The organism is Amycolatopsis coloradensis (genome assembly GCF_037997115.1).
Taxonomy (GTDB): Bacteria; Actinomycetota; Actinomycetes; order Mycobacteriales; family Pseudonocardiaceae; genus Amycolatopsis; species Amycolatopsis coloradensis_A.
This window is the reverse complement of the sequence record NZ_CP150484.1, coordinates 2270394-2285699: the sequence shown is the minus strand read 5'-3', so window position 1 is coordinate 2285699 and position 15306 is coordinate 2270394. Positions and strand designations below refer to the sequence as shown.

Annotated in this window: 14 protein-coding genes; 11 read left to right on the top strand and 3 right to left on the bottom strand. The window is 69.9% G+C overall.

All coding sequences use genetic code 11. From position 1 onward, the window contains the following. Nucleotides 1–48 precede the first annotated feature (48 nt). Together LCL61_RS10715 and LCL61_RS10710 are read left to right on the top strand one after the other, a co-directional pair. Nucleotides 49–741, top strand: a complete 693-nt coding sequence (locus LCL61_RS10715) for a FadR/GntR family transcriptional regulator (protein WP_340686692.1) — start codon at nucleotides 49–51, stop codon at nucleotides 739–741. Between the two features lie 77 nt (nucleotides 742–818). Continuing rightward, nucleotides 819–1634 (top strand): class I SAM-dependent methyltransferase, encoded by an 816-nt coding sequence (locus LCL61_RS10710; RefSeq protein WP_340686691.1) that lies wholly within the window; start codon nucleotides 819–821, stop codon nucleotides 1632–1634. On the opposite strand, the gene LCL61_RS10705 is transcribed toward LCL61_RS10710, so the two are convergent. Beyond that, nucleotides 1597–2151 carry an FBP domain-containing protein gene (locus LCL61_RS10705; protein ID WP_340686690.1) on the bottom strand — a complete coding sequence of 185 codons (555 nt, stop codon included), beginning with the start codon at nucleotides 2149–2151 and terminating at the stop codon, nucleotides 1597–1599. The two genes, LCL61_RS10710 and LCL61_RS10705, sit on opposite strands and share 38 nt — an antisense overlap. A gap of 84 nt (nucleotides 2152–2235) precedes the next feature. Between LCL61_RS10705 and LCL61_RS10700 the strand changes: the two genes are divergently transcribed. Further along, nucleotides 2236–3720, top strand: coding sequence for an adenylate/guanylate cyclase domain-containing protein (locus LCL61_RS10700; RefSeq protein WP_340688547.1), 1485 nt, complete (start codon nucleotides 2236–2238; stop codon nucleotides 3718–3720). On the opposite strand, the gene LCL61_RS10695 is transcribed toward LCL61_RS10700, so the two are convergent. Further along, nucleotides 3707–4705 carry a beta-ketoacyl-ACP synthase III gene (locus LCL61_RS10695; RefSeq protein WP_340686689.1) on the bottom strand — a complete coding sequence of 333 codons (999 nt, stop codon included), beginning with the start codon at nucleotides 4703–4705 and terminating at the stop codon, nucleotides 3707–3709. The two genes, LCL61_RS10700 and LCL61_RS10695, sit on opposite strands and share 14 nt — an antisense overlap. A 224-nt stretch (nucleotides 4706–4929) precedes the next feature. On the opposite strand from LCL61_RS10695, the gene LCL61_RS10690 reads away from it, so the two are divergent. Both LCL61_RS10690 and LCL61_RS10685 read left to right on the top strand, forming a co-directional pair. Beyond that, the gene (locus tag LCL61_RS10690; RefSeq protein ID WP_125679070.1) at nucleotides 4930–5403 is read left to right on the top strand and encodes an Lrp/AsnC family transcriptional regulator; all 474 of its coding nucleotides are present in this window, start codon (nucleotides 4930–4932) and stop codon (nucleotides 5401–5403) included. Between the two features lie 285 nt (nucleotides 5404–5688). After that, a complete protein-coding gene (locus LCL61_RS10685) occupies nucleotides 5689–6093 on the top strand; it encodes an SsgA family sporulation/cell division regulator (protein WP_340686688.1) in 405 nt (134 codons plus the stop codon). Between the two features lie 101 nt (nucleotides 6094–6194). On the opposite strand, the gene LCL61_RS10680 is transcribed toward LCL61_RS10685, so the two are convergent. Beyond that, nucleotides 6195–7289 (bottom strand): S1 family peptidase, encoded by a 1095-nt coding sequence (locus LCL61_RS10680; RefSeq protein WP_340686687.1) that lies wholly within the window; start codon nucleotides 7287–7289, stop codon nucleotides 6195–6197. Between the two features lie 473 nt (nucleotides 7290–7762). Between LCL61_RS10680 and LCL61_RS10675 the strand changes: the two genes are divergently transcribed. The 6 genes from LCL61_RS10675 to LCL61_RS10650 all read left to right on the top strand — a co-directional run bounded on the left by LCL61_RS10675 (nucleotide 7763) and on the right by LCL61_RS10650 (nucleotide 15283). Beyond that, nucleotides 7763–10690: a helix-turn-helix transcriptional regulator gene (locus LCL61_RS10675; RefSeq protein ID WP_340688546.1), complete on the top strand. Its 2928-nt coding sequence runs from the start codon at nucleotides 7763–7765 to the stop codon at nucleotides 10688–10690. A 489-nt stretch (nucleotides 10691–11179) separates the two neighbouring features. Next, entirely contained in the window at nucleotides 11180–12031 is an 852-nt protein-coding gene (locus LCL61_RS10670; protein WP_340686686.1) for an ESX secretion-associated protein EspG, read from the top strand. Between the two features lie 30 nt (nucleotides 12032–12061). Then, on the top strand, nucleotides 12062–12478 hold the full coding sequence (locus LCL61_RS10665; RefSeq protein WP_340686685.1) for a hypothetical protein: 417 nt from the start codon (nucleotides 12062–12064) through the stop codon (nucleotides 12476–12478). 11 nt (nucleotides 12479–12489) lie between these two features. Then, nucleotides 12490–14439, top strand: coding sequence for a hypothetical protein (locus LCL61_RS10660; RefSeq protein WP_340686684.1), 1950 nt, complete (start codon nucleotides 12490–12492; stop codon nucleotides 14437–14439). Next, nucleotides 14436–14765 (top strand): type VII secretion target, encoded by a 330-nt coding sequence (locus LCL61_RS10655; RefSeq protein WP_340686683.1) that lies wholly within the window; start codon nucleotides 14436–14438, stop codon nucleotides 14763–14765. The genes LCL61_RS10660 and LCL61_RS10655 overlap by 4 nt, the downstream gene beginning before the upstream one ends. Continuing rightward, nucleotides 14762–15283 carry a YbaB/EbfC family nucleoid-associated protein gene (locus tag LCL61_RS10650; RefSeq protein WP_340686682.1) on the top strand — a complete coding sequence of 174 codons (522 nt, stop codon included), beginning with the start codon at nucleotides 14762–14764 and terminating at the stop codon, nucleotides 15281–15283. Before LCL61_RS10655 ends, LCL61_RS10650 begins: the two co-directional genes overlap by 4 nt. The last annotated feature ends 23 nt before the right edge of the window (nucleotides 15284–15306 follow it).

Below are 15306 nucleotides of genomic sequence, written 5' to 3'. Positions count from 1 at the left end.
CCGCACCGACAATTCCTGGCGTTCCGCCGAACCTGCGAGGATGGCACCGTGGCGGGTGACGAGCGCGAACAGGTGTGGAGTGCGACGGTCGATCATCTGCGCACGATGATCGACTCGGGCAGGCTCCCCGCCGGATCGAGACTGCCCGCCGAACGGGCGCTCTGCGAACAGCTCGGCATCAGCCGCGGTTCGCTGCGGCAGGCGTTGCGGGTGCTGGATTCCATCGGTTACGTGCAGGTGCGGCCGGGGTCGGGCACGTACGTTCGCGAGAAGCTCGACGAGCGGCCCCTGCGCGGCTGGTTCTCCGAGCACGAGCACCTGGTCGAGAAGCTGTTCGACCTGCGGACCACCGTCGAGCCGACGCTGGCCGAGCGGCTCGCGCTCGACCACACGCCACGGGTGCTCGAGCGGCTGGAGGGCACCGTCGACGAGATGGACCGGGCCGCGGCCGACGGCGACATGCTGCGCGTGATCGCGGCCGACGCCGAATTCCACCGCGTGATCGCGGAGAACGCCGGCAACGACGACGTCACCGACCTGCTGCGTTCGGTGCTGTCGCTGGTCGGCGAGGAGCGGCGGGCGGCGTTGCGGCTTCCTGGGCAGATCCGGAAGGCCGTCGACGAGCATCGCGCGATCCTCGAAGCGATCCGCGGTTCGGACGCGGCGGCCGCGCGGGAGATCACCCTGCGGCATCTGCTCGACGCCAAGACCTACGTCCACGACTACACGACCCGGGATTGACGCTTCCTTGATGGCGTTCGCGGATCCGGGCGAGTAGAGTTTTCAGAAGATTGTGAAACTTCTGACGGGGGCGCGCGATGGAGAAGGTCCGGTTCACCGAAGAGAAGGCGACGATGCTCGCCACGCTGTACGGCCGGGCACTCGACGCCCGCAGCGACCGGCCGATCCTCGGCGACAAAGCCGCCGACGAGGCCGTCAAGCAGATCGACTACGACTTCGCTTCGCTGGGCGTGAACGCCGACATGGGCTTGACCGTCGCGATGCGGGCCAAACCGATGGACGACTGGGCGGCGGCGTTCCTGCGGGAGCACCCGGACGCGACCGTCGTCCAGCTCGGCTGTGGGATGGACAGCCGCGTGTACCGCGTCGACCCGCCGCCTTCGGTGCGGTGGTTCGACGTCGACTACCCGGAGGTCGTCGATCTGCGCGCCCGGATCTACCCCGCGCGGGACGGCTACCGGACCATCGGCTCGTCCGTGACGGACTTCGGCTGGCTCGACGAGATCCCGTCGGACAAACCCGGTCTGGTGATCGCGGAGGGGCTGACGATGTACCTGCGGCCGTCCGAAGGCGAGGAACTGCTGCGGCGGCTGATCGCGCGTTTCCCGCAGGGCGGCGAAATGGTCTTCGACATCTTCAGCAGGCTGGGGATCAAGCTGCAGAAGCTGAATCCGGTGGTCCGCAAGGCCAAGGCGACGCTGTACTGGGGCATCGACGAGATCTCCGAACTGGAACGGCTCGGCTTGACCCTGGTCTCGAAGCTCGACTCGACGGATTACGCGACGCCCGAAGTGAAGGCGCGGATTTCGCCGTCGATGCGGGCACAGTTGTGGGTCGCGGGTCTGTTCCCGGCGTTCAAGAAGATGGGGCGGATCCTGCGGATGCGGTTCTGAGGGCCGACGCGCCTCGTGAGCGTGACTCCAGCACCCGCTCGACGAATCGGTGCAGTTTGTCTTCCAGCCGGAAGACGCGTTCCTCCAGCGTCAAGGACTCGAACGGCTGCGGCACGTCCGACTGCAACTCGCCGCGGATGTACTGGCTGCACGCGAGGTTCGCGCACGCGTAGATGCCGAGCGTGTTCCCTTCCCTGCCGGATTTCCCGGCGCGGCGGCCGGAGAACAGCGCGATGTCGGACAGCGGATGTGTCGTCGTGCACAGGCCGCACATGTTGCTCAGCAGGACACGGCCCTTCGGCCGGGGAGCGGCCCGGAGGGACAGCCCGACGGTTTCCCCGCGGTACGGCAGCACGAGATACGCCCGGGAGGCGGCCTTCGGATCGCGCCAGCCGAGGAATTCCCTGTTCTCCCAAGGGATCTCTTCGGGCCGGGCGGGCAGCGTGACCCCCTTGGCCTCGCCTCGGGTGCAGTTCACGAAGGACGCTCTGATCTCGTCTTGGCCCAGCGGTTCCATACCCGCACGGTAACCACCGCACCCGAGAACGGGCGAACCGTTTTCCGCCGGAGGTCATACGATCACCGGGTGCGCGGGAAGACGATGTCGAGCCGGTTCCGGCTGGTGCTCAGGACCAGTCTCGGTTTCGCCGCGCTCGGCGTCGGTTCCAGTGTGTGCGGTGCCGGTGTGGTCGCGTTGCTGCTGCTCCTGCAGGGCCTGCCGAGCGAGGTCGGCGATCGCGGCTGGATCCTCGGCGTCACCGCCGCCGGCATCGTCGCGCTGGCGCTGATCGTCGGTACCTTGTGGACGGCGTGGCTCCAGCGGCGCACGGCGGTCTGGTTCGTGTTCGGCCGCCCGCCGACGAAGGCCGAGGCCGAGCGGGCGCTCCGGCTCCCGGTCGACATGGGGATCGTCAGCGGGACACTCTGGCTGATCGGCACGATCGTGCTCGGCGCGCTCGCGCGGGTGCTCGGGTCCTGGATGGACGCGCTCGGGATGGCGCTGGTGATCGGGCTCGGCGGGCTGACCACGGTCGGCCTCACCTACCTCGCCGCCGAATGGGTCGCGCGGCCGGTGATGACGATCGCGCTCAAGGTGACCCCGCCGAAGGGCACGCTCAGGGTCACCGTGCGGACCAGGGTGGTCGTCACCTGGTCGCTGGCGAGCGGCGTGCCGTTCCTCGGGGTGCTGCTGGTGGCCGCCCCGCCGGACCTCGGCCAAGGCGACCACGTCGCGAGCCTGATCATGCTTTCGGCGATCGGCCTCGGTGTCGGCGCGATCGGGACGGGCCTGCTCGCGAAGGCCGTCGCGACACCACTGCACCGGCTGCGGGTGGCGCTCGACGAGATCGCGCGCGGCAACAAGGAGATCGTGGTCGAGGTCGACGACTCCAGCGAGATCGGCCTGCTCCAGACCTCGGTCAACGACCTGGCCGCCGGGCTCCGCGAGCAGGAGCGGATGCGGGATCTCTTCGGCAGACACGTCGGGGACGAGGTGGCGCGGCACGCGCTGGAGTACGGCGCCTCCCTTTCGGGTGACGTGCGCGAGGTGACGGCGCTGTTCGTCGACGTCGTCGATTCGACGGCCTTGGCGAGCCGCACCCCGCCCGAAGACCTCGTGAAGACGCTCAACCGGTTCTTCACCAGCGTGGTGCACGCGGTCGGGGCACGCGGCGGGCTGGTCAACAAGTTCCAAGGTGACGCCGCGCTCTGCGTCTTCGGCGCCCCGACCAGGCTGGCGGACGCGCCCACGGCGGCGCTTTCGGCCGCGCGGGCCATCCGGGACGCCGTCCAGGAGACCGGCGAGCTCGACCTCGGCATCGGCGTCGCGAGCGGGCGGGTCTTCGCCGGTCAGCTGGGGACCAGCAGCCGGTTCGAGTACACCGTCATCGGCGACGCGGTGAACGAGGCCGCGCGCCTGACCGAGGACGCGAAATCCGCCGACGGCCGGATCCTGGCGAGCGAAACGGTGCTCAAGGCAGCGTTGGAGAGCGAGCGCGCGCACTGGAAGCCGTACGCGGAACTCGAGCTGCGCGGGCGCCAGGAGCCGACGCACGCCTGGGAGGCGAACGCGCTCAGCCCGGAATGACGTCCGGCCAGCGCAGCAGCGTCGAGCCCCAGGTCAGCCCGGCGCCGAAGGCCCCCATCACGACGCGGTGCCCCGGCTGGAGCGCGCCGTCCTTGGCCGCGTCGGCCAGCGCGATCGGGATCGACGCCGCGCTCGTGTTGCCCACCTTCTCGATGTTCGAGTACATCACGTCCTCCGCGAGCCCGAGCTGTTTCGCGCAGGTCTGCAGGATGCGGATGTTCGCCTGGTGCCCGATGAACCGGTCGATGTCGCCGACCTCCCAGCCGGCGGAGTCCAGCACCGCGCGCGCCGATTCGGCCATGCGGGCGCAGGCGTGCCGGAAGACCGTCTGGCCCTGCATCACCAGGTAATGGTCGCGCGGGTCGTCCGAGCGGCGGTTCTTCGTACCGCCCGCCTCGACCCAGAGCAGTTCCGCGAGCGCGCCTTCGCTGTGCAGGTCGAACGGGCCGAGCGCACCGAGCTCGTCCGGGTCGCCCGCGCGCAGCAGGACGGCGCCCGCGCCGTCGCCGAAGATCGGCACCGTGCCGCGGTCTTCGGGGTCGACGAGCGAGGTGAAGACGTCGGCGCCGATCACCAGCACCCGCCGCGCGATCCCGGCGGCGATCAGCCCGGCGCCGGTGGCGAGCCCGTAGACGAACCCGCTGCACACGGCGTTGACGTCGAACGCGGCGACACCGTTCAGCCCGAGCTCGGTCGCGACCTGCGGCGCGCTGGCCGGGCACAGCTGGTCGGCCGTGGAGGTCGCGAGCACGACGGCGTCCGCCGCGGTCTCCCCCGCCGACGCCAGCGCCCGGCGCCCCGCCTCGACCGCGAGGTCCACAGTGGACGTTCCGGGATCGACCACCCGGCGTTCGGCGATGCCGGTCCGCGAGCGGATCCACTCATCGGAGGTGTCCAGCCGCTGGGCGATCTCCTCGTTGCCCACCACGCGCGGAGGCAGCCATGAGCCGATACCGGCGAGAACGGCGGCCTGAGATGAGGGCACCAAGGAATCCTTTCGCGGGGAAATGAGAGGTCTGCCATTCACTTGTAAGCGCTACCATTCAGTAGACCCGTCAGTTGTGTTCCGGGTCACAATTCAAAGAATTCTCATCTTCTTCCGGGAGTGACCGGGCACACGGGCCGAGCACCCGATCGGGTGACGCACACCGCGTCGAGGCGCGAGCGAAGAACAGGCGCCCGGGAGAGCCGTCCGGTTAGCCTGACCTGGTGCACACACCCGACCTCGACCGCATGGACGTCGCCATCCTCGCCTGCCTCCAGTCCGACGCCCGCACGATCGCCGAGCACATCGGCGCGAAGGTGGGCCTGTCGGCGGCCGCCGTGCAGCGGCGGATCAAGCGGCTGCGGGAGACCGGGGTGATCGAACGCGAGGTGGCGGTGCTGTCGCCGCGCGCGCTCGGGCTGTCGATGACGTTCGTGGTGATGGTCGAGATGGAACGCGAGAACCTCGCGGTCCTCGACGGGTTCCGGCGTCAGGTGCTCGCGGACGACAACGTCCAGCAGTGTTACTACGTCACCGGCAACGCGGACTTCGTGCTCGTGGTGACCTGCCGGGACATGGCGGATTTCGAGACGTTCACGCGGCGGATGTTCTTCGACAATCCGAACGTGCGGCACTTCACGACGTCGGTGGCGATGGACCGGGTCAAGACCGGACTGACGCTGCCGCTGGAGCCCTGAGGGGCCGAAAGGGACTTTCCCCGCGTCTCATGGGGCGAAAGCGTCCTTCACCGCATCGCATGCGGGTATGGCGTCCTTCAGCCCCGGATCCAAAGAGGACAGTCTCGGTCACCACGGGTATCCGCCCGAACGCAAGGGGTCTGTGCCCGGCGTTACACCACTATGGACATATGCAGCCGATAGCGTGAACGTCGTCGCAGTCGCGTCATCCGGCGCGTGTCCGGCCATCTCCTCCCCGAGACGAAAAGTTCGCGCCGCGCGAACCACGAGCACTTAGGAGTGGCCGTGCACACCGACGCAATTCACCAGAGCCAGTTCGTTCTGCTGAACAACAGCAGCACGCCCGTTCTTTCCCGCCTGTCCTTCCACGCCGGCGAACCGTTCGCGGTCACCGTGTCGTTCCGGACGGAGCGCGGCCGGTGGGTCGAGTGGACCTTCGCGCGTGAGCTGCTCGTCACCGGCCTCACCGACCCCGCCGGGCTCGGCGACGTCCGCGTCCGCCCCGACCTCTCGGAGGACGAGGCGCTGCTGACGCTCGAAATCGAGTCACCCGACGGCTACGCGTCGTTCGAGCTCGAGCGTGAGGACGTCGAGTCGTTCCTCGAGTCCACCTACGAGCTCGTCCCGCTCGGCTCCGAGAGCGAGCACTTCGACGTCGAGGCGCTGATCGAGGAGATCAGCAACGTCTGAGACCTTCCCGCGGCACGAAGACGAAGGGCGGCCCGAGTGCGCTGGAGGCACTCGGTCCGCCCTTCGTCCTGTTCACGGTCCCCCGATGACCGGGGCTGAGGTCAGCCGAGGACCAGGGACGTCCCGGTCGCGGACAACGCCGGCCGCACCGGGAAGAAGTACGTCACCGAGCTGTTGCCGCCGGACAACATGCCCTGTGCCTGGTTGCCCGCGATGAACGAGCCGCCGGAGTCGCCCGCCTGCGAGCGGACGTTGGTGGCGGTCATGCCGTAAACCGTGCCCTCGGCGTAGCGGACGGTCTGGTTCTTGGCGCCGACGGTGCCGCAGGTCCAGCCGGTGGTCGACCCCGACTTGCAGACCGACGCGCCGGTGGCCGCCTCGGTCGAACCGCTCACGCGGGTGCCGTTGTTGATGACCCCGCGCGGCACCCAGTTGCTGTTGACCCGGACGTGGCCGTAGTCGTTCCCGGGGAAGCTGGCGCGGGCGAACGAGCCCATCGCGACCCGGTTGTAACCGGTCACCGTGCCCGGACCGCAGTGCCCGGCGGTGAGGAAGCCGCCGTTGACCGAGAAGCCGATCGAACAGCGCGAAGAGCTGTTGATGTAGTACGCGTCGCCACCGCGGACGTCGTACTTCAGGGTCGGCACCGAAGTGGTCTCGACCACCGCGACGGCGGCCTTGTCCACCTTGACCTTCTCCAGGTACGAGTCGACGACGCCGCTCTTGCCCGGCAGGACGTTCACCGTCACGCGGTTGGTCTTGGTGTCGACACCCCAGCCGGTGATCGCGCCGTCCGCCGCGCGCTCACCGGCGTTCAGTTTGTCCACAGTGGAATCCAGCTGGGCGGCCGAGAAGCGCACGAGTTCCGCTTCCGCGCCGCTGGCGAGGACCTGGCCCAGTTTCGCCGCGTCCGTGACGCCGACGCGGAGCTTGCCGGTGGCCTCGTTGTAGCTGGCGCCGCCGAAGCTGCCGGCGAGCGCCGAGGCGAGTGACTGTTCGAGAGCGCCGGCGGCCGTCTCGCTCTGGATCCGGGCGAGTGCCTGGCCGGCGGTCAGGCCGAGGTCCCGTTGCAGGGCGGGAACCATGTCTTGATTGAGCAGAGTGTCCGAGGACGCTGCCGCGGGGGTACCCGTGACGAGCGCGCCGGTGGCCAGTGCTGCCGTGGCGGCCACACCGAGGAGCTTCGTGATCTTCATGCTTCTCCCTCGTCATCACGCACGGCTCCGGTTCGCCATGCGATGTCCCTCCCCTGACGGGTGAGAATTCTGGACTCGGACGAAGGCCGCAATCCGGGTCGGCGCGGGATAGGTATACCCATTCTTCGGGAACCGAATCCCCTGCTCCACGGGCGGCCACCTAGTGCAGGCACCCGGACGGGCACGTCCGTAAGTAGGGTTTCGAAGCAAATACCTTGCGTAGTCATGGCCACCCCCTGAACGTGGGATGAATCGCCGAATCGGGTTTGTCGCCGACGTTTCGGGTGTCCGGTGATTTTCCAACCGACGATCCGTCAGCCAACCGGTGACGCTGCGTCCGCGAACGGCCTCAGGGGGTGCCCGGGGTGTCCGTGTTGGGTGGTTTACGACCCGGTAGGCAGTGCTTAGGCTCCGCAGGACAACGCACAAGATCGTGTCGGGCTCAGCGGGAACTCCCCACCGAGGAGCGCATGATGTGGCTTGCCACCCCTCGCCCGACCTCGGTTTCGGTCCGCGCCGGATCGACGGCGCTCGTGGGCCGCGACGTCGAGGTCTCGGCGATCGTGAAGATCCTGCTGCGCCGTCCCGCCGCCGTGCTGATCGAAGGCGAACCCGGGATGGGCCGCAGCAGGCTGCTCGCAGAGCTGGCCGGACGCCGTGAGTTCGCGGCGGGCCGGGTGCTCTCGGGAGCCTGCCAGCCGATGCGCGAGCCGTTCCCGTTCGGCCCGGTGCTCGAAGCGCTGCGTTCGGCGGGCGACCGGCCGCTCGGTCCACTCAGCCCGGTGGCCGGGGTGCTGAGACCCTTGCTGCCCGAACTGGCGGAAAGCCTTCCGCCCCAACCGGAACCACTCGCCGACCCGTGCGCCGAACGGCACCGCCAGTTCCGCGCCGTCCGCGAGCTCCTGATCGCCTGCGGGCCCGCGCTCGTCCTGATCGACGACCTCCAGTGGGCCGACGAAGGCACCCGTGACCTCATGCGGTTCCTCGCCGCGGCCATGCCCCCCGAACTGGCCGTCGTCGCGGCGTACCGGACCGGCTCGCCGTCGGGACACGGAGGCGCGGGGATGCCGTTCCGCACCCCGCCGAACGTCCAGACCGCCCGCGTGACGCTGGGCCCGCTCGACGTCGAAGCCGTCGGGAAGCTGGCCGAGGAACTGCTGGACCTGCCGCGGGTCTCCGCGCCGTTCACCGCGAAGCTCCACGAAAGCACCGCCGGGATCCCGTTCGTGGTCGAGGAGACCCTGCGAGCGCTGCGCGACGCGGCCGGCCGCCTGCCGATCGGGGAGGTGCTGAGCGACCGGCTGCTGGAAAGCCTCGAGGTCCCGATCTCCCTGCGCGAGGCCATCACCGAACGGCTCGAAGCGCTGCCCGAGCCCGCCGTCCGGCTGGCCCGCGCGGCGGCGGTGCTCGCCGTCCCGTCCGAGCCCGCGGTGATCGGCGAACTCGCCTGCCTCGACGGCGACGCGCTCCGCGCAGCCCTATTGTCCACTTTGGATGGCGGTGTCCTCGGCGAACTCGGCGGCGACCGCTATGGCTTCCGGCATCCGTTGGCCCGCAAGGCCGTTTACGACACGGTGAGCGGCCCGGAGCGCACCCTGCTGCATTCGCGCGCCATCCAGGTGCTCGCCGGTCAGCCGGTCCCGCCGCTCACCCTGCTGGCGAACCACTCGCGCGCGGCGGGGCGGGCCGAACAGTGGCGCCACTACGCCGAAGCCGCCGCCGACGAGGCCATCGCCCACGGCGACACGTCACGGGCCATCGACCTGCTCCAGTCCGTGCTCGCCGAGGCGGGGCTCGGCGAGGACGACATCGCCCGGCTGGCCACGAAGCTCAGCCAGGTCGCGCTGCGCGGGTTCCGCCCGGACGTCATCGAGACACTGGAGCGAATCCTCGAAGACCTCACCGACCTGCGCCCGAGCGTGCGCGGGACGATCCGGCTCAGCCTCGGGATGCTGCTGGTCCGCACGATCGGGCGCCTCGGCCGCGGCCGGGTCGAGGTGGAGAAGGCGATCACCGAACTGGTCGACGAGCCGGAGCTGGCCGCCCGCGGGATCAACCTGCTCGCCCAGCCGATCGACGGGCTGACCCCGTTGTCCTGGCACGAGGTCTGGATGGAGCGGGCACGCGAGGTCTTCGACCGGATCGAAGACCCGGAACTGCGGCTCGCGCTCCTCGGCGACCGGATCTCCACCCAGGCGCATATCGGCGACGGATCGGCCTGGACCGAGTTCACCGAGCTGCCGGACCAGGGCAGCGGGGTCGCCGAGCGGGTCCAGCTGGCGCGGCTGTGGTGCAACCTCGCCGACGCGCAGTCCTGGGCAGGCCATCTGGCCAGAGCGGAAAAACTGGTCTCGGAAGGGATCCGCCGCGCGACCGACGCCGGCGCGCTCTACGCCGCCGGGCTCGCGCAGGGCACCCGCGTCCGGCTCGACTGGGTGCGCGGCGACTGGTCCGGCCTCGCGGAGGCCACCGAACAGCTGCGCGACGCCTATCCCGACCTCGGCCCGATCGTCATGGAGTGCTCGCTCGTCCTCGGCGGGTTGTCCGCCGTTCGCGGGGAATTCGCCGCCGCGCAACGACATCTGGCCGCGGCGGGCGTCCACGCTCCGGAACACGGGCCCATCCCCGTCGTCCTCTCGGCCGCGGGGGTCCTGATCAGGGTGCTCCTCGCGACGGACGACGTCGACGGCGCGTGCGCGGCGGCCGACAACGCCGTCGCGGCGGCCCGGCGCAAGGGTGTCTGGGTGTGGGCGGCGGCGCTGGTCCCCGCCGCGGCCGAGGCCTACACGCGGGCGGGGCGCTGGTCGGAGGCGGACGCCGTGGTCGAGGAATTCGCCCGCGGGATCGACGGCAAGGACTCGCCGGTCTCCCGGGTCGCGCTGCTCGCCGGCCAGGCGATCCTGCTCGACGCGCGCGGCAAACATCCCGCCGCGGCAACGGTTTTCGACGAGGCGGCGGCGGGCTACGAGGCGCTGCCGATGCCGTATCAGGCGATCGGCGCCCGGGAGCGGGCGGCCCTGTCCCGGCTCAACGCGGGCCGTCACACCGCGGGCGACCGCAAGGCGATCGAGGAGCTCGCGGCGGCCGCGGAGGCCTACGAGCGGCTCGGCGCGACCAGGGACGCCGGCCGCTGCCGCCACCAGCTGCGGGAACACGGCGCGTGGGCCCCCTCACAGCGCGGACGGCGCGGCTACGGCCAGGAGCTCTCACCCCGCGAACTCGAGGTCGCGCGAATGCTTTCCGACGGACGGACGAACCGGGAGATAGCGGACGGGTTGTTCCTTTCGCCGCGTACGGTCGAACAGCACGTCGCCAAAGTCCTGCGGAAACTCGGGGCTCGTTCGCGGACGGACGTGGCCCGCCGGATGACGACCTACGCCCCGGCGGGGGCCGACCGCTGACTTCGGCCCTGGGGTGTCTTGCCTCCGCCTGAGGTATATGAAGGCCTCTTCCTGTAGCTAGGGGGTCCTTCACGTACCTCAGCAAGGTGTGAAGGTCGAGTTTCCTCGGCTGAGCCGAGGGAAGGAGGCCTTCACTGGCCGAGCCTGTCCGGAAATGTCCCTTGTGGACAGTCGAGAAGCGTCATGCCACTGTGACGAGGCCCCGGGGGTGTCGCGAAAGCCACTTTCGGGGCATCAGACGTCGCGAAAGCGGCTTTCGCGGCACCCCCGGCCCGGACGAGCTCACACCCGCCGGGCGACCAGCTGAGCAGGCCGGTCACCGGGCCCGTTATTCCTTTAGGGGCAAGAAAAGTGCCCGATCGGGCACGGTGATCCATTCCATCGGGTTCAGCGGTGTGCGTATGGTTCCGTAGGTTCATGCGCTGTGCTAGTTTGTTTTGGCCATTAACAAAGTCGGGGCCCGACCCCGTGAGGGAGTAGCGCAGAAGCATGGCCGAGCGAGCCGATTTCGCGCTGGGGACGGTCGAGGCGACAGTTGTCGGGCGAGCGCTTGGCGTCGATGCCCGCTTGTTTCCCTTACGCGTCCAGAACACTTCGATCGACCCGGAGCGGTACGCCGCGATCGTCCGGAAGGTCTACACCGATCTCGAACGGCGCCGCCTGTCGATCGACGGCGAGCTGAACCAGGCCGTCCGCACCGCGTTCGCGCTGCTCGGGAACCACCGGATCACCGTTTCGATCAACGGTATCGACGGTATCGGCCAGGACATCGCCGTCCTCGCGCTCACCGATGGCAGGCAGGCGCTCGGCATCACGCAGGCCCACGGCGAAGACCTCCTGCAGTTCGCGCTCTTCTCCGACGAAGAGCTGGTCGAGGTCCTCTCCGGGGTGCTGCCGCGGATGCGCCCCGCGTCGACGGGCCGCCGCACGATCGTGCAGAAGGAGGAGCGCGCCGTCTCCGCGATGGCCGCGCGCCGCCAGGCCGAAGCCGAGTTCGACGAGGAGGAGACCGACGCGTTCGGCAACCTCCAGTTCACCGGCGTCGTCCGCGCCCGGCCGGAGGCCCCGGCGCCGCGCAGCGACGAGAGCGACGTCGAGGTCTTGGAGAAGGTGCTGTCCGGGACCCGCCTCGGCGGCGGGTACATCATCGTGAGCGGTATCGGCCGCCGCGGCGAACGGCTCCGGTCGACACCGTTGAGCTGGCTCGACACCGAAGACGGCCGGTACCTGGTCTGGACCGAGACCGACGAAGCCTCCGGCGCCGTGATCGGTCACTACGACCCGGCCAGTCAGTCGGGCGTGGCGAACGCGATCCGGGACGCCATCGCGGACATCTACTGACCTTCCTGAACCCGGCGAGAGGACCCTCCGTTGACCGAGGAAGCACAAGAACTGAAGCCGGCGGCGGCGTGGGCCCCCACGAAGGTCGCGCTCTCGGGCACACAGCTGAAGCGCATGGCGGTGCAAGGCGGCTTCGCCGTCGACGAGACCACCGGCCAGGAGATGATCCGTTCACTCCAGGGTGTGATCGACAGCCTCGAAGAGCGCTGGAGCGCGCTGACCAAGCTTCAGAAGTCGCCGCCGATGAGCTCCACCGCGACCGCCCGCTGGGTGTCCGAGCACATGCACGGCACCGCGACCGACGCTCAAGGTCTGCTCACCCAGCTCCAGGCCGCTCGCGCCGAGTTCCCGACCTACATCGAGGCGATCGAACTCGCCCAGCGGAACTACCGGGAACGCGACACCCAGAACCAGCGCGACCTGAAGCAGATCGACACCGAGATCTGAAGGAGAGACCCGTGACCGAATCCGAGGAGAAGACGGCGAAGGTCTCCGACCCGAACTCGCCCGACTACAACAAGCTCGACTCGCACTACGACCCGACCGCCGACTCGTCGTCCGACTACTACGTCGGGCCGCTGGCGGACAAGGCCGCCTCCGGCGACGAGATCCGGGCCGGGGCCTCGGCCGGGACGGACCTTCTCTTCACCATCCTCGGCTGGGGTGACAAGGCGCTCAACGGCTTCAAGGACATGTTCACGCAGAAGATGTACGAGGGGCAGCTGGAGAAGGCGCGCGAGGGTCTCGACAAGAACCTGGACATCCGCAAACCCGGCGAGCCGCCGTCCACGATCTGGGCGAACGCCACCCACGAACAGATGCAGACCGCGATCGCGGACAACGCGGATCCGGCCGCGGTGGCCGAGACCTCCGAGGAGTGGATCCGGGCGGGCAACGACCTGGCCTCGCATCAGCGCAACTTGGCGAAGGCGATCAGCGCGAGCACGGCCAACTGGGAGGGCGAGGGCGGCGACGCGGCCCGCGAGCACCTCGCCGGTGTCGGCAAATGGCTCGGCTCGACCGCGAACGGCGCGACGCTGGCCGGACGGCAGCAGCAGATCCACTCGCAGACGCTCAACGAGACGCAGAAGCAGATGGCGGCGAACCCTCCGGTGGCGTTCAACGTGCAGGAGGCCAACGCCAACCTGCAGAAGATCACCGACCCGTACGTGTACATGGCACAGCTCGGGAAGGACCTCTCCACCTTCAAGAAGCAGCAGGACGCGCGGGACCAGGCCGCGAAGGTGATGACCGAGTTCGACACCACGGTCGGCTCGGCGATCGCCACCCCGGCGTTCCCCGCCCCGCCGAAGCTGGCGACGGCGACCAGGCAGCTCCAAGGCAGCCCCGCCGGCGGTGGCGCGGGTTCGCCCGCCGGCACGCTTCGCGACCGGATGTCGCCCGAAGGCGCCGACGGCACCCCGTTCAACGCCGCCTCGGACCGTACGCGCCCGGACGGCCTCGTCGCTTCGATGGACGGGACGCCGCAGGGCGGGACCAGTGGCCCCGGCGGTGTGTCGCCGTTCAACTCTCCTAACGGCGGGCCGGGCGGCGGCCCCGGCGGTGGGCCGGGCGGCTTCCCCGGCGGCGGCGGTCCCGGTAGCGGCGGCCCCGGCTCCAGCCCGACGATGCCCAACATCGGCATCCCGAACGGGCCGACCGGCGGCGAGACCTACAAGCCCGCGGCGTCGACGAGCCCCCACCTCCCGAACCTGCCCAAGATCGACGACGGCACGCGGACCACGGGCTACACCCCGCCGTCCGTCACCCCGCCGTCGTTCACCCCGCCGAACATCCCCATCCCGGAGAGCGGTGGCCCGCGGCCCGGTGGCGGTCTTCCGTTCACGCCGCCGAACATCCCCGTCCCGAACGGGCCCAACAGCGGCGGGCCGAGGCCGGTCATGCCGAACATCCCGCCGATGCCGCGTCCCGGCGGTATCGGCGAGCGGCTCACCGGTCCCTCGTTCCCGGACGGCAACTCCTACAAGGGCACGCCGTACAACCCGCCCAAGCTCGGCATGCCGAACATCCCCGGCGGTGGCGGCACCAGCAGCTTCGGCGGCGGTGGTGCCGGCACGGGCGGCGCCGGTGGCGCGGGCGGCGGAGGTCTCGGTGGGGCCGGACGGGCGACGGGCTCGCTCGGCATGGGCGGCGCCGTCGGCGCGGGCGCGATGGACGCCGAGGCGGCCGCGGCCCGTGCGGCGGGGTCCGGCGGCAAGCCGGGTACGCCCGGCGGCATGGCCCCGATGGGCGGCATGGCCCCCGGTGCCGGCAAGGGACAGGGCCAGGAGGACAAGGAGCACAAGGTCGCCGACTACGTCGAGTCCGACGACCCGTCCTTCTTCGCCGCCGACGAGGTCGTGGCGCCGCCGGTGATCGGTGACTGGAAGAACAAGGACTGGAAGTGACGGCTTCGTTCGAAGTCGATCCGGACGACCTGACCGCGCACGCGAGCCATCTCGACGGGCTCGTGGACCGGCTGAACACCGCGCACGCCGCGACCGGTTCGGCGATGTCGGCGGACGCGTACGGCCTGCTGTGCGCGTTCCTGCCGCCGATCGTCAACCCGGCGGGCGAACGCGCGGCGGAGACGATCAAGGCGGCCGCGGAAGGGATCCAGGCGACCGCCGACAACGTCCGCACCGCAGCCAAGTCCTATGTAGACGGTGACAAGACCAACGCGGAACCGTTCAAGGCGGACTTCAAGGCCTTGGACATCGGAGGAAGGCAGTGACCGGCGGGAACGAGCTCGGCGAGCTCATGCTGGACCCCGACGAGGCCCAGCGCAAAATGGACCGATGGGCCGCGGGGCTGGAAGAGAAGGCCCAGCGTTACGCGGCCGCGCAGGAGCGGACGGAGCAGCTGCGGCTGACCGCGTCCAGCTCCGACGGCGCCGTCAAGATCACCGTCGGGGCCGACGGCGGCGTGACGGACATCGAGTTCGGGAACAAGGCCAGGACCTATCCGCTGGAGGAACTGTCGCGGCAGATCCTCCAGACCATGCACAAGGCGCAGTCCGGGATCGCGGGCCAGGTCGCCGAGGTCATGCAGGAATCGCTCGGCGACGAGGACCAGGAGACCAGGGCGCTGATGATCGGCACCCTGCGCAGCCGCTTCCCCGAGATCGAAGAGGAAGAGTCTTCGGACCCGCCCGCTCCCCCGGCGTCGTCCGAAGACACGCCGCCCCCGCCGCAAGCGCCTCGCGAGAAGCGTCACGAAGCGCCGGACGACGAGGAAAACTCGCCCTGGTGAGGTCCTCGTCCTTGAAACACGAG